Consider the following 26,435-nt stretch of genomic DNA (forward strand, 5'->3'; position numbering starts at 1 on the left):
ATCGTGATCCTCACGGACGTACCCATAAAAAACAGAGGATAGCGATGATCAAAAAATCGGTAGTACTGGGTTTGGTTTCGATCGGTTCGGTCAGTGCGTACGCGCAGAGCTCGGTGACGTTGTACGGCGTCGTCGACGCCGGCATCGCGTATACGAACAACCAGGGCGGCGCGAGCAACATCCAGCAGACGAGCGGCAAGCTGAGCGGCAGCCGCTGGGGCCTGAAAGGCGCGGAAGATCTTGGCGGCGGCCTGCAGGCGGTCTTCACGCTCGAAAGCGGGTTCCGGCCGAGCGACGGCGGCCTCGGCCAGGGCGGCCGACTGTTCGGCCGCTCCGCGTACGTGGGTCTCGCCAAGTCGGGCCTCGGCACGCTGACGTTCGGCCGCCAGTACGAGCCGATCACCGACCTCGTCGCGCAGTACTCCGGCGCCGGCTTCTGGTCGCCGGCCACCCACGTGGGCGACAACGACAACCTGAACCAGAGCTTCCGGCTGAACAACGCGGTGAAGTTCCGCAGCGACACGATCGCCGGCTTCACGGCCGACCTGCTCTATGCATTCAGCAACCAGGCGAACGGCGGAGCGGGCACGGGTTTCTCGAACAACAACGCGTGGGGTGCATCGGCGAACTACGTGAACGGCCCGCTGTCGGTCGGCGGCGGCTACGTGCGGTTCAATCACCCGAACGCGACGTCGAACACAAGCGGCGCGGTGGGCGGCGCGACCTCGACCACCGGCAACGACTACAGCGGCGCATTCTTCTACGGGCTGAACGGCGGTGTGCTCAAGCAGCAGATCGGGGCGCTGGGCGCGAACTACGCGCTCGGCCGCGCGACGGTCGGCTTCGCCTGGAGCCACACGCAACTCGACTATGTCGACGGCTCGTCGCGCAAGTTCAACAACTACGACGTGAACGCGCGCTACCAGATCACGCCGGCCGCCACGCTGATCGGCGTCTACACGTTCACCGACGGGCGCGCGAGCGGCCTGCCGGGCACCGGCGGCCAGACGCTGAAGCCCCGCTGGCACCAGTTCACGCTCGGGTTCGACTATGCGCTGTCGAAGCGCACCGACATCTACGTATCGGGCATCTACCAGCTCGCGGCCGGCGATGCGAGCACGGCCACGTCGGGCGGCTATCGCAAGATCGCCGCGATCTCGAACATCGGCAGCGCGTCGTCGACGAACCGGCAGCTCGCGTTCGTCAGCGGGCTGCGCGTGAAGTTCTGACGGCACGCGTATCGGGGCGGCGCGATAAGCAAAGCGGGATTCGTTGTTTGCCGCGCCGTGCCCGGTTGCCGAGAATGTGCGTTTCGCCGCGCGAGGCCGCCTGCGTGAACGCCGAACCGGACGGGCGTCGCGCCCGTCGCCGTTGCCCGGCGCGCGCCACCCTCGCCAGGAGCAAGCCATGAGCGACACCTCCCTTGCCGCCCCGCTCGCGCCGTCGCCGTTCGTCGACGTCCGTTCACCGGCGGATTTCCCCGACAGCCCCGTGTCGCGAGCGCTCGCGCAGCCGCTGATGCTCGGGCTGTTCCTGCCGATCCAGGCCGGCGGATGGAGCGCGTCGACCTTGCCGCGCTCCACCGACTGGACCTTCGACTACAACGCCGATCTGGTCGCGCGCGCCGAGGCACTCGGCTTCGATCTGGTGTTCGCGCTGTCGCAGTGGCTGCCGAAAGGCGGCTACGGCGGCGTGTTCGACGGCCAGGCGCTCGACTCGTTCATGACGCTGGCCGCGCTGACCGCGCGCACCGAGCGGATCATCCTCGTCGCGACGAGCCACGTGCTCTACGGGCCGTGGCATCCGCTGCATTTCGCGAAATTCACCGCGACGCTCGATCACATCTCGCGCGGGCGCTGGGGCATCAACGTCGTGACGGGTCATCGCGCGATCGAACACGAGATGTTCGGCTGGAACCGGATCGAGCACGACCGACGCTACGAGATGGCCGCGGAATTCCTCGATGCGGTCCAGCAGTTGTGGGCGCAACCGGACAACTTCAGTTATACGCCGGCACTGTCGAACTGGCGCCTGGGCGGCGCATTCGTGACTCCGAAGCCGCGTTACGGCCGCCCGTTGCTGATCAACGCAACGGGCTCCGACGCCGGCATCGAATTCGCGGCGCGCTATTCGGACATCGTGTTCGTCACGAGCCCGGCCGGCCCCGACGCCGAACGGGCGATCGACGCGCTGCCCGCGCATACTGCCCGCGTGAAGGCGGCCGCTGCCGCACGCGGCCGGACGATCCGCACGCTGCTCAATCCGCTCGTGATCTGCCGCGAGACGGCGGCGCAAGCGCGCGCGTACCGCGACGCGATCGTCGCGCACGCGGACGAAGGCAGCTTTCACCGTTTCGACAGCGACGCGCATGCGTGGCGCGGCGGCTTCGACCAGCGTTCGCAGACGGCCGCGCGTGCGATCGGCGGCAACATCTCGATCACCGGCTCTCCCGACGAAGTCGCCGACACCATCGTGCGGCTGCACCGCGCCGGCATCGACGGTATCCAGCTGAGCTTCTACGACTTCAAGCCCGACCTCGACTTCTTCGGCGAACGCGTGCTGCCGTTGCTGCGCGAAGCCGGCTTGCGGCGCTGACGTCCGGCCGCGGCAACCGGCCTGGCGCGATCAGAACACGCGCCCTTCGGTCAGGTGCGTCGTCACGCCGTTCAGTTCGTAGTCGCCGATCACGCGCGCCTTGTGCAGCAGCGGGTTGTGACTGAAGATCGTGCGCAGGTTGCGCCAGTGCCGGTCGAAGTTGTGCGCGCGCGCCGTCGCCGACGCGCCACCGACTTCGAACAGCCGCTCGGCCGCATGCAGCGCGAGCTTGCTGACGATCAGCTGCGCGCGCGCGGTCGCGAGCGCGCTGTCGAGCACGTGCGCATGCGCGTCGGCGTCGCCCGCTTCGATCGCGTCGGCGGAGCGATCGAGCGCCCGCGCGTTTTCGCGCACGAGCGCGTCGATCGCGTGGCTGTGCGCGGACAGCTCGCCGACGACCTGCTGGACGAAATGGTCGTCGTGCGCGGTGGGCGCCGGGCTGTGCAGCGCCGGGCGTCCGTGCGCGAGCACGTAGCGACGTGCATCGGCCACCACGTTGCGCACGATGCCCGCCGCCGTCGCGACGAGATGCAGCTGCCGCAGCGCGCCGCAATGGCGGCCGACGAGCGTCGACCCGTCGCGCGCGGTCACTTCGTCCGCGAACACCTGCACGTTGTCGAGCAGCAGGCTGCCGCTCGCCGTCATGCGCTGCCCCATCCCGTCCCAGTCGTCGAGCACCTGCACGCCGTCGCGCGCGACGGGAATGATCACGGCCAGCGCGTCGCCCTGCTCGTTTTCCACGTTGATGCGCGCGAAATCGGCAAACGCGGTGCCCGTCGAATAGTATTTTCGACCCGTGACCCGATGGTGATCGCCGTCCCGGCGCAACACGGTCGTGTTTTCGCCCGGCCGCGACGTGCCGAGCTCGGTCGACGCGCCGCCGAAGATCGCGCCGGCCAGCACCCGTTCGAGCTGCACGTCGTTGAACGGTGTGCGCGGCGACAGCCGCAGCGTCTCGGTCTGGTCGTAGTGAATGCGCAAGGCGTGCGCGAGATTCGAATCGGCGGCGGCCAGCGTCGCGATCGTATCGAACAGATCGACCAGCGTGCCGCCGAGGCCGCCGCGCGCCACCGGAATTCGCAGCGCGCCCAGTGCCGAGCGCCGAAAGATCGCGAAGCCCTCGAACGGCAGTTCGCGGCGCGCCTCGCGTTGCGCGGCATCCTCGCCGATCGCGTTCGCGAGATCGGCCAGCGTGGCGAGCGCGTCGCGCAACGCGTCGCGTGGATCGACGGCATCACGGGCAGTCATCGGGTAAATCCTTGTGGGAGGTGATCGGGTGCGTCGCGGCGAAGTGCGATCGCGGCATCGCAAAGTATAGGGACGCGTCCCGCGCACGTGAAAAGCCGATTTCAGCTTTTGTTATGCGTGCGCCGGGAATGGTCGCGCATGGCTGCCGTGTCGGCGCCGGATGGGCCGGCGACGCACGGTCACGATGATGCCCGCGCACGAAACCATCCGCTCGCGGCGCGCAGAGACAACGCTCAGCCAGCCGCGCCGTTCCGGCAGAACCCGTGCGCCGACTCGCCAACCCGGCCCGGGCCCGAGCGGTTCCCGGCGCTCGCTCCGGCGTCAGCGGCGTGGCGCGAAGGCGTCGACCCCCGTCAACGCAGCGGACCAAGCCCACAGACGTTCAGCGTCCTCCCGATCGATCGCGTGCGGTCGCACGCCCGACTCCTCGTTGCCGCGCGTCACCACCGCGATGTCGCAATCCTCGCAGTAAACGCCGCCGATTTCGGCGAGGCGCGGCGACGTTGCGGCCCACACCTGCGTCGCCGCGCCCTGCGCCGGCGTTTTGAAAGTCGGGTCGATCGGCACGCCGTGCTCGTCCACCCAGCCCTGCGCCATCATCTCCTCGCGGGTGAGATGACGTTGCAGCGGCGTCGCGATCTTGCCCGGATGCAACGAGTAGGCGCGGACGCCAAACCGGGCGCCGAGCGCGTCGAGTTGCACCGCGAACAGCGCATTGGCGGTCTTCGACTGTGCGTACGCGAGCCATTTGTCGTAGCCGTGCGCAAACTGAACGTCATCCCAGCGAATCGGCGAAAGCCGGTGCCCGAGCGACGACACCGCGACCACGCGGGCGCCGTGCCCATGCGCGAGCGCAGGCCACAGCCGGTTGACCAGCGCATAGTGGCCGAGATGATTGACGGCGATCTGCGCTTCCCAGGCGTCGCCGACGCGCGTCTCGGGGCACGCCATCACGCCCGCGCTGTTGATGACGATATGCACGTCGCGCCGCGCGTCGACGAACCGCGCGGCGAATGCGGCGACGCTCGCGAGATCGGCGAGGTCGAGTGCCGCGCGCTCGACGCCGGCCATCCCGCGCGTCGCGTCGCGCGCGGCATCGGCGCTCCGCGCGCCGACGATGACCCGCGCGCCGGCCTGCGCCAGTGCGCGCGTGGTCTCGAGGCCGAGACCCGAATGGCCGCCTGTGACGATGGCGGTTTTGCCTCGAAGGTCGAGACCGGCCAATACATCGCTCGCCGTCGACGCGGCGCCGAATCCGGAATGAAGGGGGTGTTGCCTGCTCGTCATTGAAGGCTCCAGGAATGATACGCACGGCACGCGGCCGCCCGCCGGTCACGTCACCGCACGAGCCCATTCTCGGGGCACGCACCCGGACTGTGAATGCAATAGAATCCGTTTTTTCGTCGAGATCGTCCGGGAGTTGCGCATGGATCCGCTGTCGGAAGTGCTGTCGCTGCTGGAAACGCGCGATTCGTTTTTCACCGGCCTGCGCGCCGGCGGTGCGTGGGCAGTCGCGATTCCGCCGCCCGACGGGGTCAAGTTCAACGCGGTGGTCGAAGGAAGCTGCTGGCTGACCGTCGACGGAGCGGGGCCGCCTGTCCGGCTACGCCCGGGGGACTGTTTCCTGCTCGCTTCGCCGCGCGCGTTTTCGCTGGCGAGCGATCCCGCGCTCGCCCCGGTGCCGGCCGCCGACGTCTATCGGAATGTCGAACGCGGTATCGCGCACTTTGGCGAGCCGGCGGATTGCTTTCTGATCGGTGGCCGCTTCGTGTACGAAGAAGGCATGCCGCTGCTGCTCGGCAGCCTGCCGCCCGTCGTCGTCGTGAACGGCGGCTCCGAACAGGCGGCGGTGCTGCGCTGGGCGCTGCAGCAACTCGCGCAGGAATTCGGTGCGTCGTCGCCAGGCGGGTCGCTGATGGTCCGGCATCTCGGACACATGATGCTGGTGCAGATCCTGCGGCGCTATGTGGACGACGGTGCGAACGGCGATGTCGGGTGGCTTGCGGGGTTCGCGGATTCGCGGGTGAGCGCGGCGCTGGCCGCCATTCACGCAGAGCCGGCGCGACGCTGGAGCGTCGACGCACTCGCGGCCTGCTGCCACGTGTCGCGCTCGACGTTCGCGCTGCACTTCAAGCGACGGCTGGGATTCGGGCCGCTCGAATACGTGCTGCGCTGGCGGATACAACTTGCGATGCGGGAGCTGCGACGTTCGAACGTCTCGATATCGGCGATCGCGCAGCGGCTCGGCTATGACTCGGACAGCGCGTTCGGACACGCATTCAAGCGCATCGTGGGTTGTTCGCCGCGCGCGTATCGGCATGGTCTGGCCGACGGGTCGGGCCGCTAGCGCCGGTCGCCTCTGCGTCTGTTGGCGCCCGCGAATGGCCTCGGCGGCACAGCCGAAGCGGCACTTCCGCCAACGGGATTCATTTACATCAACGACGTCAGGATAAGTTTTCTTATCACAACACCACGATTAGATAACCAAACTCGCATTTACGAGAACGCCCCGCATGCCGCGAGGCGCCCCGCTCAACGTCCGATCGGCAATCCGGTCGGCTCGATCCAGCCGAGCTTGTACGCGATCAGCAGCGACAGAAACAGCGTGACCGACAGCCCGACGCGGGCCGCGAGCGACCACGCCATCCGCTTGGATTTGCCGCGATCGTGATTCATGAAATACAGCGCGAAGATCAAGCTCGCGATGATCATCGCGAATGCCACAGAAACCAGCAGGGTTTTCATTGCTGTTGCCTTTGAAGATCCGAATCGGCCTGAATCAGTTCGGCCAGTTTATTCCGTTCGTCGGCGATGCCGCCGACGCCTGACGCGGGCCAGTCCAGCGCGACGCCGTTGCCCAGCGAATCGCGCACGAGCGCCTGGTAGCGCCGGTCGTTGAGCCGGCCGTGATCCATGGCTTCCGAGATCTCGCGCCGGAACGGCAGCGGGAAACTCGCGTAGGCGCGCGACAGCGCCGCATATTGTCTCGCATCGATCTCTTTCGACGATGGTATGACAGTCCAGAGCACCACGGCCACGATGGCCGTGAACGGGATCGCCGTGTAGCGAAGGATGAACTTGATCGGGGTCATGAAGCGGTGGGTCGAAGGAATCGCAAACGCGGGCCGCGCGGCAGCGAAGCCACAGGCCGGTCGTACCGGGCATATTGTACTGAAAGCCCCATCCGGCTAACAGAGTATGATAATGACATTATCATGTTCATCACATGATTCGACAGACCCGGTCTCCGGCGCAGGCAGCGTGCCCACCCTGCCGCCCGGCGCCGGCTTTCCCGTCCGTGCCCGCGATCCGCGGCGATTGAGCGAAACCCTTATGCCAGCGCAGTACTTTCGAAACCTGACCGGAAAACACCGCAGCGCGACCGCGAACCGTCAGCTCGGGTTTTCGCTGGCCTTCGTCGCCGGCGCGGCCAATGCCGGCGGCTTTCTCGCGGTCAAGCAGTACACGTCGCACATGAGCGGCATCGTGTCCGCGATCGCCGACCAGACGGCGCTCGGCGACGTCCGGCTGGCCCTGGCCGGCATCAGTTCGCTGGGGTCGTTCCTGTTCGGCGCCAGTTGCTCGGCGATCCTCGTCAACTGGGGGCGCCGCCGCGGGCTGCATAGCCAGTTCGTGCTGCCGCTGCTGGTCGAGGCCGCGTTGCTGCTCCTGTTCGGGCTGCTCGGCAGCCACCTCGCGCTGTGGGAAACCTTCTTCGTGCCCGTGACCGTGACGTTGCTGTGCTTCATCATGGGGCTGCAGAACGCGACGATCACGAAGCTCTCGGGCGCGGAGATCCGCACGACGCACATGACGGGCATCGTGACCGATCTCGGCATCGAGCTCGGGAAGCTGTTCTACTGGAACCGGTCGGCCATCGACGTCGACGCGCATGCGGTGATCGCCAACCGTTCGAAACTGAGGATTCACGCGATGATGCTCACGTCGTTCTTCGTCGGCGGGCTGGCCGGCGCGATCGGCTTCAAGCATGTCGGCTACGTATCGACGGTGCCGCTCGCCGCGGTGCTCGTGATGCTCGCGATCGTTCCCGTGATCGACGATCTGCTCGCGCTGCTCCGCGGCAGCCGCTGATCGGCCCCGAGGCCCTCGTTCCGGCGGCGGCACCGAAGTCGGATCGATTATAATTTGATTAACATACCGACCACGCTCGACCCGTCATGGAAACGAAAACCGCCCGCCTGACCGTCCTGATCGACCCCGCGAAGAAGGAAGCCTTCGAAATGCTCTGCGCGGAGCAGGATCTCACGCCGTCGCAAGTCGTGCGGCAACTGATCCGCGACTATCTCGACCGGCACGGCGTCACGTACAAGACCAAGAGCGCGCTCGGCAAGCGCGTGAAGTAAGCGCGGCCACACCGGCCGCGCCCGCGACGGCGGTCACACGCCGGTCATGCGCCGATTTCCCATCGCCCGCGCGCTTGCGCGCGCCGCGCCAGCCGCCGCGGATCGACGTTCTCCCCTGCCTTCATGCGCCTCGCCGTGGCCGCCAGCTTCAGCGTGCCGGCCTGCTCGCACGCGAGCGCGCGTTCGAGCAGGATCCGCAACGACGGCAGCCGGGTGTCGTGCTTCCATGCGAACGCGACGAAGTTGTTGTCGTCGCCGCACGGCACCAGCGTATACGACGCGCCGAACACCGTTCGCAGGTGCTCGAGATGCCGGGGCAGCGCCGGATCGTCGTCCATCAGGTTGATCGCCAGCACGCCGGTGTCGCCCAGGCGCGCGCGGCACGCGTCGAGGAAGGCCGGGCCGGTACACCGGCCCGGCGTGCCGTCGGCGACGAACGCGTCGTGCAGGATCACGTCCGTCCGGACGTCCGCCCGGTTCACATGATCCGCGCCGTCGGCGCATATCACCGAGAACCGTGCATCATCGGCGGGAATCCTGAATATGTCGCGCAGCGCGATCACGTCCGGATTGATCTCGACCGCGTCGATCGCCGTACCGGGCAGGTGCCGGTAGCAATATTTCGCGAGCGAACCGCCGCCGAGCCCGAGCATGCAGATGTGCGCAGGCTCGGGCTGCAGCAGCAGAAAGCCCATCATCACGCGCGTATAACCGAGCTCGAGCCGCACAGGATCGCGCAGCGACATGAAGCTCTGCGTCGCGAAATGATCGAAGTGCAGCGACAGCGCATGCCGTGTCTCCAGCACGAACGGCCGGCCGTCGTTCAGCGGCGTCGCCAGGAATTTGACGAACGCGTCGTAGGAAGCTGGATCGTCGATCATGGGCGGGCAATCGGGCGAAAACGGCCGGGCGCGACGTGCGCTCAGACCTTCTTCAGGTAGCAGGCCTTCAGCATGAAGCCGCCCAGGTCGGTCTTGCAATCGACTTCGTGATCGCCGCCGACGAGCCTGATACTCTTCACCTTGGTACCCATCTTCAGCGTGATCGACGAGCCCTTCACGCGCAAATCCTTGATCAGCACGACCGAATCGCCGTCCGACAGCACGTTGCCATTCGCATCCTTGACGACGTCACCCGCCGGTTCGTCGACCACTTCGGCACCCGCCGACCATTCATGGCCGCAGTCGGCGCAGACGGTCAGCGTGCCGTCCGGGTAAGTGTTTTCCATCGCGCATTGCGGGCAGGCGGGGGCGGCGTTCATTGCAGCTTCCATTCGGGAGGAGTTGGATCGGTCAGGAAAATGCCGGGCGGGCAGGTTGCACACCCGGCCGGTCATGCAACCGGGACACGCCTGCCAGGGACGCGCAGGTCGCCATCGGCGCACACGACATTATAATGCAATACACATATCCTGACCGATGCATTATAATCCTCGACTTCACGATATTCAGCGAACTTGAAGGCAGCTTTACTGAGGATGTCTGCAAGTTCGCACCGGATCGCGCGCCGCGCTCCCGCGGAAAACCGCGAAAGCCCGGCCCGACGGTGCACGCCGCACATCGATCCCGCCCCCGTCCGGAGGATTTCCAGCATCGTGGCAACCGTTGTGTACGTTCAGATCGGCTCGGCGTGGAACCGCAACCGCGGTGCCGCCGCCCGCGACGCAACCGCCGACGCAGCGCGCCGCTTCGAAAGCAACATCCTGCTGATCGCGAACGGGCTCAGCGGGAACGCGAAGGACAGCGCGGCCATCGCGTCGCTGCAGGTACACGGCGGCACGTCGGCCCAGGTGCTGGCCACCGGGCCCGATGAAGAAGCCGCGCTGCACGCGCTGCTGCCGCTGCTCCAGGCGCGCTGATGCTTGCGCCACCCGTCTCGCGGCATTGCGCCGCGCCCCCCGAATCTCCACTCCCCGAGGAAGCGATGAGCGATACCGACATGTCCAACACCCCCAACCTGTCCGCCTCCGCCATCTGGGCGCTGGAACGCCTCGCCGATGTCCGCTACGGACGCGATGCGCCGGCACTCGGCTGGTCGATCGCGCGGGAGCTCGTCAGCGCCGGCTTCGTCAGTCATCCGGTGCACGGCCGCTCCGGCGCGTCGATCACGGCCGAAGGGCGGACCTTCCTGAAAAGCCGGAAATAGGCCGCCGCCCGCGAGCGGCCTTGCCTTGCACGGGAGGAGCCCGATTGCCGGTTGCGGCCGCACGGGGTTCCACGGCGGGGATGCCCGCGGCCATGCGGATTCCCGTTGCATCGGGCAACAGCGGCTGCGCGACGCCGCCACCGCCGCGCAGGGGTTTTGATATGATTTCGGCGCCTTGACGGCCTGGTTGTTCTGTTCAACCCTGTTCCGGAAACCTCGATGCCGCCGGTCTCTTCCCCGCCCGTTCTCGACACGCCCCGCCTCGTCCTCGAAGGCCATCCGCTCGGCGACTTCGACGCGCTTGCGGCGATGTGGGCCGAGCCGGCGGTCGTCGCGCACATCTTCAACGGCCAGCCGTCCGCGCCGCGCGATTCGTGGATGCGCATGCTCGCGTATCGCGGGCTGTGGCCGCTGCTCGGCTACGGCTACTGGGCGATTCGCGAGAAGGCGTCAGGGCGCTATGTCGGCGATCTCGGCTTCGCGGATTTCCACCGGAACATCGAGCCGTCGGTGCGCGGCGTGCCGGAAGCCGGCTGGGCGCTCGCGAGCTGGGCGCACGGCAAGGGCTATGCGACCGAGGCGCTCGCGGCCGCGCTGGCGTGGCTCGACGGGCAGCAGCGCTTCGAGCGCAGCGTGTGCCTGATCGCGCCGACCAACGTCGCGTCGATCCGCGTGGCGGAGAAGGCCGGGTATGGCGAACCGGAACGCATCCGCTTCAACGACGCCGATTCGTTGCTGTTCTCGCGCAGGCGTCGATAGACGCGAATACCGCGTTAATCCGGCGGCCGCCTCACTCCGCTGCCGGTTCGTAGAAATGCCTGAAAAGACTGTCGTCCATCGGCCAGCAGTTTCCGCATTCATCGAGCAGGATCCAGTCGCCCGGCTTCACCGTGCGCCAGCCTTCCGGCGTCGCGATGGCCCAAACGCCGTGACGGCTCTTCACCCGGTCATGATCGCCGTCGGCGAACCACCGTGTTGCATCGACATAACTGGTGCGTTTTCTGAATCTCATGCCATTCCCAAAGGAAGCGAATATCCGCTTCGTGTTGCCGGACGGGAAACGGATCGGGTGCCCGCGCGGAAAGCGCGGCTCGAGGCGGCGGTGCCGCCTTCGGCGCGATGATCCCCGCGTGGATTTCGTGCGGCGCGACCCGGCTCCCCGCCCCGCGCACCTGCAACGAATCGCGATCCGTCCGGCGCGCGCGACAGGTGCCGAAATTGTAGGGACGGATACTCGGCGACATTGGTAATATTTTGTAATGATATGTCGAGTAACCTTGCCTGGCCTCGGTTTCGCCCATACAGACGACGGTGGAAACAACGGATTTTCCGCAAACGTTTTCGTCTGAAGGATGCCCGATCGCGCATCCTCGCCGGCCCCGCGCCGGCTATCGCGCCGACCGTTTCGGCCAAACGTGCGTCTGCACGCCGACAGCCATTCGCCGCTTCGCCAGGCAGCGGCGGTCCCCCCATCGATACGCTCACCGAACGAATCAGATTTCGTCACATTCCGTCGGAATGTCGCGCAGTACCATGCACGTCGCGTCGGCTACCCCGCGTTCGGACTGGGCCTGACCGCTCGCCACTTTCCCGTTTCCCCCCTCGTTCCGCGATGCCCATCCGAATCCTGCTCGTCGAAGACGACGTCCCCCTGTCCGCGCTGATCGCCGACTATCTGCGCCAGCATCATTACCAGGTGGACACGCTGTCCGACGGCACGGGCGCGGCGGCGACGATCATCGCGAGCCGCCCGGACCTGGTGCTGCTCGACATCAACCTGCCGGGCAAGGACGGCTTCGAGATCTGCCGCGCGGCGCGCACGCAATACGACGGCATCCTCATCATGATGACGGCCCGCGACGAACCGTTCGACGAGTTGCTCGGCCTGGAACTGGGCGCCGACGACTTTCTCCGCAAGCCGGTCGAGCCGCGCATCCTGCTCGCGCGGATCAAGGCGCAGTTGCGGCGGGCACGCCCGCAGCCGGCCGACCGCGGGCCGGAATCGCCGCAGCGGTTCACGTTCGGCAAGCTCTCGATCGACCGCACGGATCGCCGCGTCCACCTTCCCGACGGCAGCGTGCCGCGCCTGACGTCGACCGAATTCGACCTGCTGTGGGCCCTTGCGTGCCGCGCCGGCGAAGTAGTCAGCCGCGCCGACCTGACGTTGCTGCTGCGCGGCATCGCGTTCGATGGCCTCGATCGTTCGATCGACGGCCGCATCTCGAAGCTGCGCCGCAAACTGCGCGACGACGCGACCGAGCCTAAACGGATCAAGACCATTCGCTCCAAGGGTTATCAGTTCAGCAAGCACGCGTGGGAGTGATTCGCTGCGCGCGCAACCATGCGGCGTTGCACGGTGCTCGGGCCGCGACGTCCGGCATGCGCCCGCGGCTGCCGCACGTGTGCCGGATCAGCGTCCGGCCTGCCATCCGCCGCCCAAGGCTTTGTAAAGCGCGACGAGGTCGGTCGTCGTCTGCAGGGTTCCCTGCTCGGCGTCTTGCCGCCCCTGCGACCACTGCCGTTCGGCATCCAGTACGTCGAGGAACGGCGACAACCCCTTCCGGTAGCGATCGCGCGCAAGATCCAGCGCCCCCTGTTCGGCCTTCACCGCATCGTCGAGCGCCGCCGCACGCGCCTGGTCGGTGCGATACACGGCCAGTGCATTGTCGACGTCGCGCAGCGCGACGAGCACGGCCTGCCGGTAGGCCAGTGCGGCTTCGGCCTGGCGGGCCTGCGACAGCCTCAAGTTCGACACGAGCGCGCCGCCGGAAAAGATCGGCAGCGAAACGGCCGGCCCGAACGCATAGAACAGGTGCGACCAGTGCGCCAGCTCCCGCACGTGCGACGCGCGCAGGCCGACCTGCCCCGTCAGCGAAATGTCCGGATAGAACTGCGCGACCGCGACGCCGACGTCGGCGGTGGCCGCATGGAGGTCGGCCTCCGCCCGGCGGATATCGGGGCGCCGGCGCGCGAGCGTCGACGGCAGGCCGACAGGCACGGTCGGCGGCACGCCGGGCAGCGTGGCCGGCGCGGCCAGCCAATCGTCGAGCGCGCCCGGCGCGCCGCCGACCAGATACGCCAGGCCGTTGCGCAGCAGCACGATCTGCTGGTCGAATTGCGGCAGTTGCGCGCGGATCTGCGCGAGCCGCGCCTCGGCCGCCCGTACGTCGAGGTCGCTCGCGAGCCCGTGCGCGGCTTGCTCGCGCGTCAGGTCAAGCAGTTCGCGCTGCGCGCGCTGCAGGTCCTCGGCCAGTGCGCGTTGCGCCTGCGCGCCACGCAGTTGCAGATAGGTCTGCGCGACTTCGGCTTCGAGCGACAGCAGCGCGTCGTCGCGGCTCGCGACCGCCGCACTCGCCTGTGCGCCGGCCGCCTCGACCGAGCGGCGCACGCGCCCGAACAGGTCGAGCTCCCACGATGCATCGAACCCGGCCTGCCACAGGTTGACCGGCGCCTCGAGGGCATCGAGCACGCCGCGCGCGCCTTGCCGCACGCTCGCGCCGGTCCCGGGCCCGAACCGGTCGAGCGGCGAGCCCGGTGCGCCGAGCCGGTCGACTCGCTGGTCGATGCCCTGCTCCTCGACGATGCCTCGCAGGCCGAGTTGTTCGCGCTGGTAGCTTGCGTTCGCGCGCACGTCGGGCAGGCCTTGCGCGGCAGCCGCCCGAACCTGCGCGCGAGCCTGCTCGATGCGCAGCACGGCGGCCTGCACGTCGAGGTTGTCGCGCGCCGCACGCTCGACGAGCCGGTCGAGCACCGGATCGCCGAACGCATGCCACCAGCGGGGATCGGGATCCGCATCAGTTACCGGCGCGGAGCGCGCCGCGACGTCCGACGCGGGCGCCGCCTGCATCGCATGCCAGGCAGGCGGAACCTCCGCGTGCGGCGGCTGGTAGTCGGGCCCGACGGTGCACCCCGATATCGTTGCGCATGCAAGGAATAGCATGGCGGCATCGCCCGCGACGGAACGAATCCGGCGGCGGCGGCTGTCGCGGCACGCACTCATCTCAATGCCCTCCCGCGCCGCGCGCGGCCTTCGCCGGCGAAAACAGGAACGTCAGCGGAATGCTGAACGCGCAGAACACCGCGAGGATCGCGAACACGTCGATATACGCGAGGATCGTCGCCTGCGCGACGAACGTCTCGTACAGCCGCCCGGTGGCCGTCTGCAGCGCGGCCGCCGGCCGCGCGCCCGTCAGCGCGCCGATCGCTTGCGCGTTCTGCTGCAGCGCGTCCTGGAAGTTCTGCGACAGCGGCGACATGTGCGTGGACAGATGCGCCATCCGCGCCTGCGTGCGCTCGCGGATCAACGCGGTCGACACCGAGATGCCGATCGAGCCCGCGACGTTGCGGAACATCGTGAACAGCGCGGACGCGTCGTCATTGAGCCGCTGCGGCACGGTCAGGTAGGCGAGCGTCGTGATCGGCACGAACATGAAACCGATCGCGAGCGACTGCGCGCAGCGGATCAGCACGAGATGCAGGTAGTCGATATCGGGCACCAGCATGCGCGAATAGACGAGCGCGCCGGACAGCAGCACGAAGCCGAAGCCGACGAGATAGCGCGTCTGCACGTGCGGCATCAGCCGGCTCACGACCGGGATTTCGAGCGTGATCAGCAACGCGCCGGGCGACAGCACGAGCCCGGCGAGCGTCGCCGTATAGCCGAGGTGCTGTTGCGCGAGCTGCGGCACGATCACCGCGCTGCCGTACAGCACGGCCGCGAACGTCGCGATCGTCACGCAGCCGAGGGCGAAGTTGCGATCGCGCAGGCACGACAGGTCGACCACCGGCTTTTTCGTGCGCAGCAGCCACAGCGTCGCGCCGACGAGCCCGAGCGCCGACAGCACCGCGAACACCCGGATGAAGGGGGAGCCGAACCAGTCCTCGTCCTCGCCGCGATCGAGCATCACCTGCAGGCAGCCGAGGCCGATCGCGATCAGCCCGATGCCGATGTAGTCGACGGAGATCCCGCGTTCGGCGCCGCGCCGCCACGGCGGATCCTCGACGAGCTGCATCACCGCGAGCACGGTCAGCGCGCCGATCGGCACGTTCAGCAGGAACACCCAGCGCCACGAGAAATGGTCGGTGATCCAGCCGCCGAGCGTCGGCCCCAGCACCGGCGCGACGACGATCGCGATCGCCGAGATCGAGAACGCGCGATTGCGCTGCGCGGGCGGAAACGTGTCGAGGATGATCGACTGCTGGTTCGGCTGCAGCCCGCCGCCGAACAGCCCCTGCAGCACGCGGAACACGATCAGTTCGCCGAGATTGGTCGCGACGCCGCAGAGGAACGAACACACGGTAAACGCGGCGATGCACAGCAGGAAGTAGCGCTTGCGGCCCATCAGGCGCCCGAGGAAACCCGAGATCGGCAGCACGATGCCGTTCGCGACGAGGTACGACGTGAGCGTCCAGGTCGCCTCGTCGTAACTCGCGGACATCGTGCCGGCAATGTGCGGCAGCGCGACGTTGACGATCGTCGTGTCGAGCACCTCCATGAACGCGGCGAGCGTGACGACGATCGCGACGAGCCACGGGTTCGCGGCCGGCCGCCATGCGTCGCCGGACGAAGCCGGCCGGTCGGGCGGCCGGTTCACCGGCACGCTCCGGGAAACGGCAACGACAGGCGGATGGCAGGCATGAGTCGATCGCTCCGGTCGAACCCGGCCGCGGCGCGGCGGCCAGTCATTTCAGGTGCACGGTCGGTTCGACCGACAGGCCGAGACCGAGCGGCGGACGGGTCGGCAGCGGGCCGTCGAGCACGATCTTCACCGGCACGCGCTGCACGATCTTCACGAAATTGCCGGTGGCGTTCTCGGCGGGGAACGCGGAAAAGCGCGAACCGCTGCCGAGCTGGATGCTGTCGATGCGGCCGTGCAGGGCGAGATCGGGATACGCGTCGACCGACACGTCGACGCGGTCGCCGATGCGCATCCGTTCGAGCTGCGACTCCTTGAAGTTCGCGGTGATCCAGATCCGCGGCGTCACGATCGAGAAGATCGACGTGCCCGGCTGCAGGAACGAGCCAAGCTGCACGTTGCGGCGTGTGACCCAGCCGTCGGACGGTGCACGCATCTCGCAGTACGACAGGTTCAGGTTGGCCGTGTCGAGCTGCGCGCGCGCCTGCAGCACCTGCTGCCGGCGTTCCTCGACGGCCGTCTCGGCCTGCCGGATCTGCTGTGGCACGAGGCTCGCGGTGCGCGCCTGGGCCTGGGCCATCGCGACGTTCGCGTCGGCGCTGGCGCGCTGCGCGTCGGCCGCGTCGATCGCCTGCTGCGACGTCGCGCGCGCATCGACCGCGCGCTGCCGCTCCTGCGCGGCGAGTGCCTGGCGGTAAGCCGCTTCCGCCGATTCGATCTGCGCGCGTGCCTGCCGGTACTGGGCCGGGTACTGCACGCGCGCGATGTCGAGCTGCACGCGCGACGCGTCGAGCTGGGCCTGGGCGAGACCGAGCTGCGCCTGCGCGGCATCGACCTGGGCGCGGTAGTCGCGCGGATCGATCTCGACGAGCACGTCGCCGCGCCGCACGAACGTGTTGTCGTCGACGGCCAGCCGCGTCACGTAGCCGGACACGTGCGGCGCGACCGCCACCGCGTTGCCGTCGGTGTACGCGTCGTCGGTGCTTTCCTGGTTGCGCGTCGCGAACCACCACACGAGCGCCGCGACGAGCAGCACGCACAGCACCACGCCGAGGATGATCAACGGTTTCTTGCCGGACCGCCGGCGTTCGCCTTCGCCGTTGTTGCCGTCGCCGTCGCCGCCGGTGCGGCCGCCGCGGTCGTCGTGCGGATGGCCATCGCCGCCACCGCCGCCCGGCGCGTCGGTCGGCTGATCGGCGCGGTGGCCCGGTGCAGGGCCGTCACGCCGGCCGCTGTCCGGCGAATTGCCGCCGTCGCCCGCGCGCGCGACGGCGGGCGGCATGGATTCGGCCGCCGTGAAGCGCGCCCGGCCCGACGTCGGCAACACGGAAGCGGCGCGTGTCGGAACGATCGCCGTGCGCCGGCTCGGACCACGCCGCAATACGACGCGCCTTCGCTCGCGAACGGACCACGGACACAGGATGGCATCGGACATCGAACAGGACTCCGGGCGGCGGCCGCATGCGCCATTGCACACGTCCGCCTCAAACCCGCCCTCCAGCAAACCGCGGGCCCGGCCCGGCTGCGATGGCGATCCCAATCGGCCATGCACTTGTCCTCTGTTCATCCGGTCCGCTGGGGCGCACCATGACATCGCCGATTTGGCTCTCCCCCGGCTCTCTCGACGAAGGTCGCGGCAGAAATGACAAGCCGTTGAAAAATCGCGGAGCGCGGCGGCGGCATGGGAACAGGGATACAGGAGTACGCGTCGCGGGGGATCGTCTCGAAGCTTTCAATCGCCCGTCTGTCCCGCACGATTCGAGGACGACGTTCGACCGGACACCGTCACGCGTCTTTCGTCGTCTCGTCGAACCCGGCAACCGGCGTCTGCGGCTCGCGCGCGAGCCCTTGCGCAAACACCTTCAATCCTTCGATCAACGGCGTCAGCGCATCCCACAGCGCTTCGTCGTGCAGCAGCCGGTAGACGCCGCGCACGCCGGGCGCGACATGCGGATGCTGCGCCGGCTGCCACGCGCCGACGTGATGCAGCGCGTCGGCGGCCGCGAACGCGGCGCGTCCGAATTGATCAGTCGGAATGCGCGACAGCGCCGTCAGAAGCACTGCGAGATTCTGCATGCCGCTCCGCATGCCGGGCTTGTCGAGCGCGTCGACGAACGTGTCGGCCAGCCGCGCGTTCGCGCTGACGACCTCGTTCGCGAAGTGCAAGTAGCCGTGACGGTGCAGGCTGCCGAGCAGATGTTCGAGGGCGTCGCGCGCCGTGGGCTCCGCAGGCGGAGGCGTCGTGTCGGGAGGCTGGCGTTCGGTCATGGGCTTGCTCCGGATGAGGCGTCGGGCTGTCGCGGCGGGCAGCCGCGGTGGCATCAGCGCGAGTGGCCGTCGAGCGGCGCCTTGTACTCGCTGCGCGCGCCCATCGCGTCTTCGACGCCTTGCACGCCATGCAGCGCGGTCACGCCGTCGACGATCGCCTGTCGTTCGGATTCGTCGATCTGGCCGGTCAGGCGCACCTGTCCGCGCTCGACGCTCACGTCGACGTCGCGCGGGTGGCCGACGAGACGGCCGAGTGCCGAGCGTACGCGCTCGGCCACCTGCACGTCGCTCGCTTCGCCCGCAAGCCAGTCTGCCCGCAGGCCGGCGATCGTGCCGCGCGCATGCGCGGCCGCCCGCTTCGCCTGCGTGGCCGCATAGTCCGCCACGTCGTGACGGCCCGCAGCCGCCTTGTCGCGAAGATACGCGCGCCGCCGCCGGCCGGACGACGGATCGAGGAAGTACATCGCGGCCGCGCCGCAGGCAACGGCCACCGCAAGATTCAACACGGGATTCGAAGGCGTTCTGGAGTTCATGGAGGCACCGTGGGCAATACCCGGAACGACCGGGCTTCGTGAGGACGTCGAGCACATGCCGTTCCCCGCGCGCGTGCCGCGCATCCGCCGTCGCCACGCGATACGGCGACAGAAACGACAAGCGTTTGAAAAATCATCGGCGCGCACGCCGCCCGGTCACGATTCGGGCGGCGTGTCGGCCGTCGCCGGGCGGTTCGTGCCCGCTTCGTCTTCCCGATCCGCGGCCTGCTGCGCTATGTCGAGGTAGGTCTGCGCCATCGCGCGCAGTTCTGCTTCCGATGCGTCCTCGATCCCGATCAGCCGGTCGCTCGCCGCATGCGTGACGGCCAGGAGCTCGTCGAGCTTCAGGTGCAGCGCGACGCTGTCGCGGTTCTGGTTGCGCTGCAGCAGGAACACCATCAGGAAGGTGATGATCGTCGTGCCGGTATTGATCACGAGTTGCCACGCATCCGAATAGTGAAACACGGGCCCCGTGACGAGCCACAGCACCGTGATCGCCACCGCGCTGCCGAACGCGACCGGCGAACCGGCCCAGGTGGTCACGTGCGACGCGAAGCGTTCGAACGCGTGCGTGACGGGATGCCCGGCCTGCCCGGCGGATTTGCCGGCCTTGCCCGCGTCGCAACGCTCGGGCTGTGAGTCTTGGGATTCGCGCATGATGTCTCCGGCTATCGGATGTTGATCTGGTTGCGCACGCGGATTCCCGTGCCGCGTCCGGCCACGTCGGTCGCGCACGAAGCCGCCCGGGGTTCGGTCCCGTATCTGCGCATGACCGACGAGCATCACGCGTGCCCGCATCGCCGCTGAAGCCTTGCGGTCTTTACGGCTCACGGCGCGTTGCCATGCTCCTTCTGCCAGCGCTCCATCAGCGCGATCTCGTCGCGCTGCGCGGCGACGATCCGGCTGGCGAGCTGCCGCAGCGTCGGGTCCTTACCGTATTTCAGCTCGACCTGCGCCATATCGATCGCCCCCTGGTGATGCGGCGCCATGTGCGCGACGAAATCGCGATCGGCGTCGCCCGTGTACCGCGCGGCGTCCATCGCGTCCATCATCCTGCGGTCGGCGCGCTTGAAAGCCTGCGTGGACGAGTCGGGCACGCTGGCCGGCTCGGCGGGGCGCAACTGTGCCGCAGCGGGCAGCGCCGACGCGCAGGCCGCGAGCATCAAGCAGGCGGCGCAACGGCGCGCGGATAAACGGTTGAATGCAGTCATGTGGCGCATCCTCGATAAAGGTTGACGGATCGTACGCGCCCACCGCATGCAACCGCTGTGCCCGGCGCGGCACATGCCTTGCGCGACAGCCGGCATCGGCTCATCGCGAATCAAGGAGAAACGGCATGGCGACAGTGGCGGATTTCATCGTCGAGCGGCTGTACGACTGGGGCGTGCGTCGCCTCTACGGCTACCCGGGCGACGGCATCAACGGTTTTTTCGGTGCGCTTAACCGCGCAGACGGCAAGATCGAATTCATCCAGGCGCGCCACGAGGAGATGGCCGCCTTCATGGCCTCCGCGCACGCAAAATTTACAGGCGAGCTCGGCGTGTGCGTCGCGACGTCCGGCCCGGGCGCGTCGCACCTCGTGACGGGCCTGTACGACGCGCGGCTCGACCACATGCCGGTGCTCGCGATCGTCGGCCAGCAGGCACGGGCGGCACTCGGCGGCCACTACCAGCAGGAAGTCGATCTTCCGGCGCTGTTCAAGGACGTTGCCGGCGGATTCGTCCAGATGGCGACGGTGCCCGGCCAGGTGCGTCACCTGGTCGACCGCGCGATACGCACCGCGCTCGGCGCACGCACGGTCACCGCGCTCGTGCTGCCGAACGACCTGCAGGAACTCGACTACGCGCCGCCGAAACGCGCGCACGGTACCGTGCACTCGGGCATCGGTTACACCGCGCCGAAAGTCGTGCCGTACGCCCACGACCTGCAGCGCGCGGCCGACGTACTGAACGCCGGCAAGAAGGTCGCGCTGCTGGTCGGCGCGGGCGCGCTGAAGGCGACCGACGAGGTGATCGCGGTGGCCGACCGGCTCGGCGCGGGCGCCGCCAAGGCGCTGCTCGGCAAGACTGCGCTGCCGGACGACCTGCCGTGGGTCACCGGCTCGATCGGCCTGCTCGGCACCAGGCCGAGCTACGAGCTGATGACCGAATGCGACACGCTGCTGGTCGTCGGTTCAGGTTTTCCGTATTCGGAATTCCTGCCGAAGGAGGGCCAGGCGCGCGGCGTACAGATCGACCTGAAGGCCGACATGCTGAGCCTGCGCTACCCGATGGAGGTCAACCTCGTCGGCGACAGCGCCGAAACGCTGCGCGCGCTGCTGCCGCTGCTGAAGGCGCGTGACGACACCGGCTGGCGCGAGCGGATCGCGACATGGAACGACGCCTGGCACGAGACGCTCGCGGCGCGGGCGGCCGCCAAGGCCACGCCGGGGCGCGGCGTGAACCCGCAGCGCGCATTTACCGAGCTGTCGCCGCGGCTGCCCGACGACGTGATCCTGACGAGCGATTCGGGCTCCTGCGCAAACTGGTATGCGCGCGACCTGATGATCCGGCGCGGGATGATGGGCTCGCTGTCCGGCGGGCTTGCGTCGATGGGCGCCGCGGTGCCCTACGCGATCGCCGCGAAGTTCGCGCATCCGGCGCGTCCGGTCATTGCGATGGTCGGCGACGGCGCGATGCAGATGAACAACATGGCCGAACTGATCACGGTCGCGAAATACTGGCGGCAATGGCCCGATCCGCGCTGGATCTGCATGGTGCTGAACAACGAGGACCTGAACCAGGTCACGTGGGAGCAACGCGTGATGGAAGGCGACCCGAAGTTCGACGCGTCGCAGCAGATTCCGAACGTGCCGTACTACCGCTTCGCAACGCTGCTCGGCCTGAAAGGCATCTACGTCGACGATCCCGAACAGCTCGGCGCCGCCTGGGACGAAGCACTGGCGGCCGACCGGCCGGTCGTGCTCGAAGTCAAGAGCGATCCCGAGGTGCCGCCGCTGCCGCCGCACGTGACGCTCCAGCAGGCGAAGCACTTCGCCGAAACGCTGGTGAAGGGCGATAGCCGCGAAACCAGCGTGATCGTCGAAACCGCGCGGCAAGTGCTGTCGGCCGTACTGCCGGGCAACGGCGAGCACGGCGGCAAGGGCGGCACGTAACGCCGGCGGACGCAGGCGCCGAATTACAAGCCGGCTGTAACGCATCGGACGTTGCGCATGCAACCCGGCGGCGGCACCCCCGTGTCGATCGCACGCACGGAAATTGCTCGATCGGGGGTTGCCGCCATCCCGCCGCCGCAAGGAGTTGCGTTGCCCGTCCCGCCGCCCATGAAAGCGCGCCGTCTCGCGCGCGTCGCCGGATTCGCCTGCGCGGTCGCGCCGGCCGCCACCTGCGCAGCCGCCGGGCCGCTGCCGCTCGCGTACGTCGTGCACGCGGCCGGGCCGGCCGCGCAGCCGGTGTTCGTGCTCGGCTGGGCGCTGCTCGCGCTCTGTACGTTCGTGTGCATCGCGATCGCGGTGCTGCTGCTCGTGGCGCTGTTTCGCCGCCGCGCCCCCGCGGGCCGCCCGGGCAGCGGCGTGACGTTCGTCGCGCTCGGCAGCGGCATCTCGATCGTGCTGCTGTTCGGCGCGCTCGTGTACATGCTGCGCGTGCTTGGCGCGGTGGCATCTCCGCCGCATCCGCCAGCGCTGACGCTCGTCGTCACCGCGCACGACTGGTGGTGGGCCGCGCGCTATCCGGCCGACGCGAACGGCAGCGCATTCGTCACCGCGAACGAGCTGCACATCCCGGTGGGCGAGCCCGTCGCGATCGAACTGAACAGCGCCGACGTGATCCACGCGTTCTGGGTACCGCAACTCGCGGGCAAGACGCAGACGATCCCCGGCCAGACCAATCGCCAATGGCTCCAGGCCGACCGGCCGGGCGTCTATCGCGGACAGTGCTCGCAATACTGCGGCGCGCAGCACGCGCACATGGCACTGGAAGTGGTGGCCGAGCCGCCCGCCGCGTTTCGCGCATGGCTCGCCGCGCAGCGCCGCCCTGCTCCCGTGCCAGGCACCGACGCCGAGCGGCGCGGCCGGCGCGTATTCGCCGCGCGCTGCGCGGGTTGCCACGCGGTAAACGGCACCGACGCCGTCGGCGACGCGGGCCCCGATCTCACGCACGTCGGCTCACGCCGGCTGCTCGCGGCCGGCACGCTCGACAACGCCCCCGACAACCTGCGCCGCTGGATCGCGCAGGCGCAGCAGATCAAGCCGCAATCGCTGATGCCGTCGATCGCGCTCGCGCCGCGCGACGCGGACGATCTCGCCGCGTATCTCGCCACGCTGCACTGAACGGAGAATGCCGATGGCCATTGCCCGCGACACGCCGCCCCCGCTCAGCCGCGTGCCCGACCTCGGCGACGCGCCGCCCGGCTCCGCGCACGAGCGTGCGCTGGCCGCGCTGTGGGAATCGGCGCCCGGCTGGCGCGGCTGGCTCGGGACGGTCGATCACAAGCGCATCGGCCTGCGCTACATCGTCACCGCGTTCGCGTTCCTGCTGCTCGGCGGCGTCGAGGCGCTCGTGATGCGCATCCAGCTCGCGCGGCCGAACGCGACGCTGCTCACGCCCGCGCAATACGACTCGCTGTTCACGATGCACGGCGTCACGATGATCTTCCTGTATGCGCTGCCCGTGCTGTCCGGCTTCGCGAACTACCTCTGGCCGTTGATGCTCGGCTCGCGCGACATGGCGTTCCCGCGGCTGAACGCCTTCTTGTACTGGGTATTCCTGTTCGCCGGGCTGTTCCTGTATGCGAGCTTCCCGCTCGGCGCGGTGCCGGACGGCGGCTGGTTCAACTACGTGCCGCTCACGTCGCTCGATTACAGTGCCGGTGCGAACATCGACATCTACGCGCTCGGCATGATCCTGCTTGGCATCTCGACGACCGGCGGCGCCGCGAACTTCGTCGTCACGCTGCTGCGGATGCGCGCGCACGGCATGTCGATCGACCGGCTGCCGATCATCGTGTGGGGCACGCTGACGGCGTCGGTCGCGAACCTCGTCGCGGTGCCGTCGGTGAGCCTTGCGTTCCTGCTGCTGTGGCTCGACCGCAATGCCGGCACGCATTTCTTCGACGTCGCGAACGGCGGGCGGCCGCTCCTGTGGCAGCACCTGTTCTGGATGTTCGCGCATCCGTGGGTGTACGTCGTCGTGCTGCCCGCGATGGGAATCGTGTCGGATGCGCTGCCGACCTTCTGCCGGCGGCCGCTCGTCGCGTACGAGGCCGTCGCCGTATCGACAGTGGCGACGATGCTGATCGGCTTCGAAGTGTGGGTCCACCACATGTTCGCGACGGGCATCGCGCCGCTCGCGCTCGCGTTCTTCGGCGCGGCCAGCATGCTGATCTCGATCCCCAGCGCGGTCGCGGTGTTCGCGTGGATCGCGACGATCTGGACCGGCCGCCCGGTGTTCCGCACGCCGTTCCTGTATTTCGCGGGCTTCGTGCTGATGTTCGTGATCGGCGGCGTGTCGGGCGTGATGACGGCGGCCGTGCCGCTCGACTGGCAGCTCACCGACACGTACTTCGTCGTCGCGCACCTGCATTACGTGCTGCTCGGCATCAACGTGTTCCCGGTGCTCGGCGGCGTCGCGTACTGGTTCCCGAAATTCACCGGACGCATGATGAACGAGCGGTTCGGCCGCTGGACCTTCTGGGTCGTGCTGATCGGCTTCAATCTCGGCTTCTTCCCGATGCACGTCTCCGGGCTGCTCGGGATGCCGCGCCGCATCTATACCTATCCGTCCGGAATGGGCTGGGATACGTCGAACCTGCTGACGACGATAGGCTCGTTCGTGTTCGGGATCGGCATCGTGATGTTCATCGTCAACGCGCTGGTGAGCGCGCGGCGCGGCGCGCGCGCCGGCGAGAATCCCTGGGGCGCGGCCGGCCTCGAATGGTCGGTCACGTCGCCGACGCCCGTGTACAACTTCGCGACGCTGCCGCTCGTCGCATCGCGGCACCCGCTGTGGGAGACGCGCGACGATGCGCGTCGCACCAGCGTGCGCATCGGCTACCGGCTCGCGGACGGGCGCGAGGCGCTCGCGGTCACGCCGCTTTCCGCAACGCCGAACGCGATCCTGAAGATGCCCGACGACACCTGCATTCCATTCGGGCTCGCGCTGCTCGCGACCGCCGTGTTCGCGGCGATGCTCGTGCGCTCGCCCGCGCTCGTCGGTGCGGCCGTGGCCGGCTGCGCGATCGCGACCGCCGCGTGGCTGTGGCCGCGCCGCACGCTCGGGCAGCGCGCCGGCCTGGCGGCCCACCCCGACACGCAGGCGCCCGCCGCCGCTGGCCTTCATCCGGACGAACCGCCGTCGGCGACGCTCCCCCACGGTGCGCCGTCCCCCTGCGTCGAGCCGCTGCCGGTCGGCAGTTGCGGCGCGCGCGCGGGCGGCTGGTGGGGCGTGCTGACGCTGATCGTGACCGAGGCCGGACTGTTCGGCTACCTGCTGTTCTGTTATTTCTATCTGCAGTCGCAGACCTCGGCCCCGTGGCCGCCCGAAGGGATGCCGAAGATCGGGCTCGCGGCCGTCAACACGGTCGTGCTGCTGTCGAGCAGCGGGTTCGTATGGCTCGCCGAGCGCGCGGTACGGGCCGGCCGGCAGCGGCGCGCGGTCGCGATGCTCGCCGTCGCGCTGGTGCTCGGCACAGCGTTCGCGCTGGTCCAGCTGCACGAATGGCGCGACCATCCGTACGGCCCGACCGCGCATCTGTACGGCAGCCTGTATTTCACGATCACCGGATTCCACCTCGCGCACGTCGTCGCGGGTCTCGCCATCCTCGCGCTGCTCGCCGGCTGGACGGCCGCCGGCTTCTTCGACCGCGAGCGGCGCGTCGCGCTGACGGTCGGCGCACTCTACTGGCACTTCGTCGACCTCGTGTGGCTGTTCATCTTCACCGCGCTGTACGTCTCGCCGTTCTGGCTCAGGAGCACGGAATGAACGGCGCGCGACGCGCGTGGACGCCGCTGCTCGCAATCGCGGCCGGGCTCGTCGGTGCGCCGGCGCTGTGGTTCGCGCAGATGCTCGTGTCCGAAACGCTCGCGTCCACCGCGTGCTATCCGCTCGGCATCGCGCAGGCGGTGCCGCGCTGGGCACACGTCGGCGTGTGGCTCGCGCTGATCGCCGCGTGTGCGTTCGCACTGGCCGCGGCCTGCGCGACGTGGCTCGCACGTGCATGGCGGCACCGCCACGACGCCGATGCGCCCGCCGCGACGCACGACGACAGCATGCGTTTTCTCGCGCGCTGCGGGATGCTCGCCGCGCTCGGCTTCGTGATCGGTCTCGTGTTTACGGGGATCGTCACCGCTTTCGTGGGGCCGTGCAGCCCATGGCACTGATCCCGTTCGTGTCGCTCCTGTCGCGCGCGGCGGCCCGGGTGCCGGGACGCCGCGCGGGTATCGCGCTCGCCGTATGCGCCGTGCTCTGCGCGTGCGACCTCCAGCAGGACGACAATGCGGCCGCCGCCGGCGATACGGCCGACGCGGCGTCCGCCGCGGAAGCGCCCGAGCCCGCGTCGGGCTGGCGTTTCGTGCAGATTCGCGCATCGGCAGCCGATGCCGGGGCATCGATGTCCGCGCGCGTGCAACACGACCCGCGGCGGTCGCG

The 26,435-nt window shown here is 68.7% G+C and carries 28 protein-coding genes and 1 pseudogene; 15 read left to right on the forward strand and 14 right to left on the reverse strand.

What is annotated here, in order from left to right:
- The first annotated feature begins 44 nt into the window (after positions 1-44).
- Complete coding sequence (locus G3N62_RS18895) at positions 45-1,229, forward strand: porin (protein ID WP_034190051.1); 1,185 nt, start codon at positions 45-47, stop codon at positions 1,227-1,229.
- Between the two features lie 178 nt (positions 1,230-1,407).
- On the forward strand, positions 1,408-2,595 hold the full coding sequence (locus G3N62_RS18900; RefSeq protein WP_124608246.1) for an LLM class flavin-dependent oxidoreductase: 1,188 nt from the start codon (positions 1,408-1,410) through the stop codon (positions 2,593-2,595).
- Positions 2,596-2,625: 30 nt separating this feature from the next.
- On the opposite strand, the gene G3N62_RS18905 is transcribed toward G3N62_RS18900, so the two are convergent.
- Together G3N62_RS18905 and G3N62_RS18910 are read right to left on the reverse strand one after the other, a co-directional pair.
- Positions 2,626-3,843: an acyl-CoA dehydrogenase family protein gene (locus tag G3N62_RS18905; RefSeq protein ID WP_124669496.1), complete on the reverse strand. Its 1,218-nt coding sequence runs from the start codon at positions 3,841-3,843 to the stop codon at positions 2,626-2,628.
- A gap of 321 nt (positions 3,844-4,164) precedes the next feature.
- Positions 4,165-5,130 carry an SDR family NAD(P)-dependent oxidoreductase gene (locus G3N62_RS18910; RefSeq protein WP_124669497.1) on the reverse strand — a complete coding sequence of 322 codons (966 nt, stop codon included), beginning with the start codon at positions 5,128-5,130 and terminating at the stop codon, positions 4,165-4,167.
- Between the two features lie 139 nt (positions 5,131-5,269).
- On the opposite strand from G3N62_RS18910, the gene G3N62_RS18915 reads away from it, so the two are divergent.
- Positions 5,270-6,190, forward strand: a complete 921-nt coding sequence (locus G3N62_RS18915) for an AraC family transcriptional regulator (RefSeq protein WP_049028927.1) — start codon at positions 5,270-5,272, stop codon at positions 6,188-6,190.
- Positions 6,191-6,375: 185 nt separating this feature from the next.
- Here the strand turns inward: G3N62_RS18915 and G3N62_RS18920 are convergent, their stop codons facing one another.
- Both G3N62_RS18920 and G3N62_RS18925 read right to left on the reverse strand, forming a co-directional pair.
- A complete protein-coding gene (locus G3N62_RS18920) occupies positions 6,376-6,588 on the reverse strand; it encodes a twin transmembrane helix small protein (protein WP_006489184.1) in 213 nt (70 codons plus the stop codon).
- The gene (locus G3N62_RS18925; protein WP_034190047.1) at positions 6,585-6,935 is read right to left on the reverse strand and encodes a hypothetical protein; all 351 of its coding nucleotides are present in this window, start codon (positions 6,933-6,935) and stop codon (positions 6,585-6,587) included. Before G3N62_RS18925 ends, G3N62_RS18920 begins: the two co-directional genes overlap by 4 nt.
- Positions 6,936-7,176: 241 nt before the next feature.
- Here G3N62_RS18925 and G3N62_RS18930 point away from each other — a divergent pair, with 241 nt between their 5' ends.
- On the forward strand, positions 7,177-7,935 hold the full coding sequence (locus G3N62_RS18930; protein WP_034190046.1) for a YoaK family protein: 759 nt from the start codon (positions 7,177-7,179) through the stop codon (positions 7,933-7,935).
- Positions 7,936-8,021: 86 nt separating this feature from the next.
- Positions 8,022-8,207 (forward strand): ribbon-helix-helix protein, CopG family, encoded by a 186-nt coding sequence (locus G3N62_RS18935; protein ID WP_034190045.1) that lies wholly within the window; start codon positions 8,022-8,024, stop codon positions 8,205-8,207.
- A gap of 44 nt (positions 8,208-8,251) precedes the next feature.
- Here G3N62_RS18935 and G3N62_RS18940 read toward each other — a convergent pair whose 3' ends face one another.
- Positions 8,252-9,088 (reverse strand): spermidine synthase, encoded by an 837-nt coding sequence (locus tag G3N62_RS18940; protein WP_034190044.1) that lies wholly within the window; start codon positions 9,086-9,088, stop codon positions 8,252-8,254.
- A gap of 41 nt (positions 9,089-9,129) precedes the next feature.
- Positions 9,130-9,468: a zinc ribbon domain-containing protein YjdM gene (locus G3N62_RS18945; protein WP_124669498.1), complete on the reverse strand. Its 339-nt coding sequence runs from the start codon at positions 9,466-9,468 to the stop codon at positions 9,130-9,132.
- Between the two features lie 333 nt (positions 9,469-9,801).
- On the opposite strand from G3N62_RS18945, the gene G3N62_RS18950 reads away from it, so the two are divergent.
- From G3N62_RS18950 to G3N62_RS18960, 3 genes are all read left to right on the forward strand, one after another.
- Positions 9,802-10,065 carry an HPr family phosphocarrier protein gene (locus G3N62_RS18950; protein WP_260449316.1) on the forward strand — a complete coding sequence of 88 codons (264 nt, stop codon included), beginning with the start codon at positions 9,802-9,804 and terminating at the stop codon, positions 10,063-10,065.
- Positions 10,066-10,130: 65 nt separating this feature from the next.
- Positions 10,131-10,352: a hypothetical protein gene (locus G3N62_RS18955; RefSeq protein ID WP_034190041.1), complete on the forward strand. Its 222-nt coding sequence runs from the start codon at positions 10,131-10,133 to the stop codon at positions 10,350-10,352.
- 219 nt (positions 10,353-10,571) lie between these two features.
- The gene (locus G3N62_RS18960; RefSeq protein WP_034190040.1) at positions 10,572-11,111 is read left to right on the forward strand and encodes a GNAT family N-acetyltransferase; all 540 of its coding nucleotides are present in this window, start codon (positions 10,572-10,574) and stop codon (positions 11,109-11,111) included.
- Positions 11,112-11,142: 31 nt separating this feature from the next.
- Here the strand turns inward: G3N62_RS18960 and G3N62_RS18965 are convergent, their stop codons facing one another.
- A complete protein-coding gene (locus G3N62_RS18965) occupies positions 11,143-11,364 on the reverse strand; it encodes a hypothetical protein (RefSeq protein ID WP_034190039.1) in 222 nt (73 codons plus the stop codon).
- 600 nt (positions 11,365-11,964) lie between these two features.
- Between G3N62_RS18965 and G3N62_RS18970 the strand changes: the two genes are divergently transcribed.
- Positions 11,965-12,675, forward strand: coding sequence for a response regulator (locus tag G3N62_RS18970; RefSeq protein ID WP_034190038.1), 711 nt, complete (start codon positions 11,965-11,967; stop codon positions 12,673-12,675).
- A gap of 87 nt (positions 12,676-12,762) precedes the next feature.
- On the opposite strand, the gene G3N62_RS18975 is transcribed toward G3N62_RS18970, so the two are convergent.
- The 6 genes from G3N62_RS18975 to G3N62_RS19000 form a co-directional block, all read right to left on the reverse strand.
- The gene (locus tag G3N62_RS18975) at positions 12,763-14,352 is read right to left on the reverse strand and encodes an efflux transporter outer membrane subunit (protein WP_124669499.1); all 1,590 of its coding nucleotides are present in this window, start codon (positions 14,350-14,352) and stop codon (positions 12,763-12,765) included.
- Between the two features lies 1 nt (position 14,353).
- A complete protein-coding gene (locus G3N62_RS18980; RefSeq protein WP_124669500.1) occupies positions 14,354-15,946 on the reverse strand; it encodes a DHA2 family efflux MFS transporter permease subunit in 1,593 nt (530 codons plus the stop codon).
- 88 nt (positions 15,947-16,034) lie between these two features.
- Positions 16,035-17,423 (reverse strand): HlyD family secretion protein, encoded by a 1,389-nt coding sequence (locus tag G3N62_RS18985; protein WP_124669501.1) that lies wholly within the window; start codon positions 17,421-17,423, stop codon positions 16,035-16,037.
- Between the two features lie 350 nt (positions 17,424-17,773).
- The gene (locus tag G3N62_RS18990; RefSeq protein WP_034190035.1) at positions 17,774-18,256 is read right to left on the reverse strand and encodes a hypothetical protein; all 483 of its coding nucleotides are present in this window, start codon (positions 18,254-18,256) and stop codon (positions 17,774-17,776) included.
- A 53-nt stretch (positions 18,257-18,309) separates the two neighbouring features.
- Positions 18,310-18,789, reverse strand: a complete 480-nt coding sequence (locus tag G3N62_RS18995; protein WP_124669502.1) for a BON domain-containing protein — start codon at positions 18,787-18,789, stop codon at positions 18,310-18,312.
- Positions 18,790-18,945: 156 nt separating this feature from the next.
- Positions 18,946-19,446: a low affinity iron permease family protein gene (locus G3N62_RS19000; protein ID WP_124669503.1), complete on the reverse strand. Its 501-nt coding sequence runs from the start codon at positions 19,444-19,446 to the stop codon at positions 18,946-18,948.
- A gap of 18 nt (positions 19,447-19,464) precedes the next feature.
- Between G3N62_RS19000 and G3N62_RS36270 the strand changes: the two genes are divergently transcribed.
- Positions 19,465-19,596, forward strand: a complete 132-nt coding sequence (locus tag G3N62_RS36270; protein ID WP_260449317.1) for a hypothetical protein — start codon at positions 19,465-19,467, stop codon at positions 19,594-19,596.
- Positions 19,597-19,616: 20 nt separating this feature from the next.
- On the opposite strand, the gene G3N62_RS19005 is transcribed toward G3N62_RS36270, so the two are convergent.
- On the reverse strand, positions 19,617-20,000 hold the full coding sequence (locus G3N62_RS19005; protein WP_034190032.1) for a DUF305 domain-containing protein: 384 nt from the start codon (positions 19,998-20,000) through the stop codon (positions 19,617-19,619).
- A 125-nt stretch (positions 20,001-20,125) separates the two neighbouring features.
- On the opposite strand from G3N62_RS19005, the gene G3N62_RS19010 reads away from it, so the two are divergent.
- From G3N62_RS19010 to G3N62_RS19030, 5 genes and pseudogenes are all read left to right on the forward strand, one after another.
- Entirely contained in the window at positions 20,126-21,943 is a 1,818-nt protein-coding gene (locus G3N62_RS19010; RefSeq protein WP_124669504.1) for a thiamine pyrophosphate-requiring protein, read from the forward strand.
- 168 nt (positions 21,944-22,111) lie between these two features.
- The gene (gene coxB / locus G3N62_RS19015) at positions 22,112-23,119 is read left to right on the forward strand and encodes a cytochrome c oxidase subunit II (RefSeq protein ID WP_241013145.1); all 1,008 of its coding nucleotides are present in this window, start codon (positions 22,112-22,114) and stop codon (positions 23,117-23,119) included.
- Positions 23,120-23,132: 13 nt separating this feature from the next.
- Entirely contained in the window at positions 23,133-25,769 is a 2,637-nt protein-coding gene (ctaD, locus tag G3N62_RS19020) for a cytochrome c oxidase subunit I (RefSeq protein ID WP_124669506.1), read from the forward strand.
- Complete coding sequence (locus tag G3N62_RS19025; protein WP_124669507.1) at positions 25,766-26,167, forward strand: cytochrome C oxidase subunit I; 402 nt, start codon at positions 25,766-25,768, stop codon at positions 26,165-26,167. The genes ctaD and G3N62_RS19025 overlap by 4 nt, the downstream gene beginning before the upstream one ends.
- Positions 26,158-26,435: pseudogene (locus G3N62_RS19030) on the forward strand (cytochrome c); the annotation flags it as partial. The gene G3N62_RS19025 and the pseudogene G3N62_RS19030, both read left to right, overlap by 10 nt.

Origin of the sequence: Burkholderia sp. Tr-20355 (assembly GCF_017104685.1) — a bacterium.
In the GTDB taxonomy this organism is placed as follows: Bacteria; Pseudomonadota; Gammaproteobacteria; order Burkholderiales; family Burkholderiaceae; genus Burkholderia; species Burkholderia seminalis.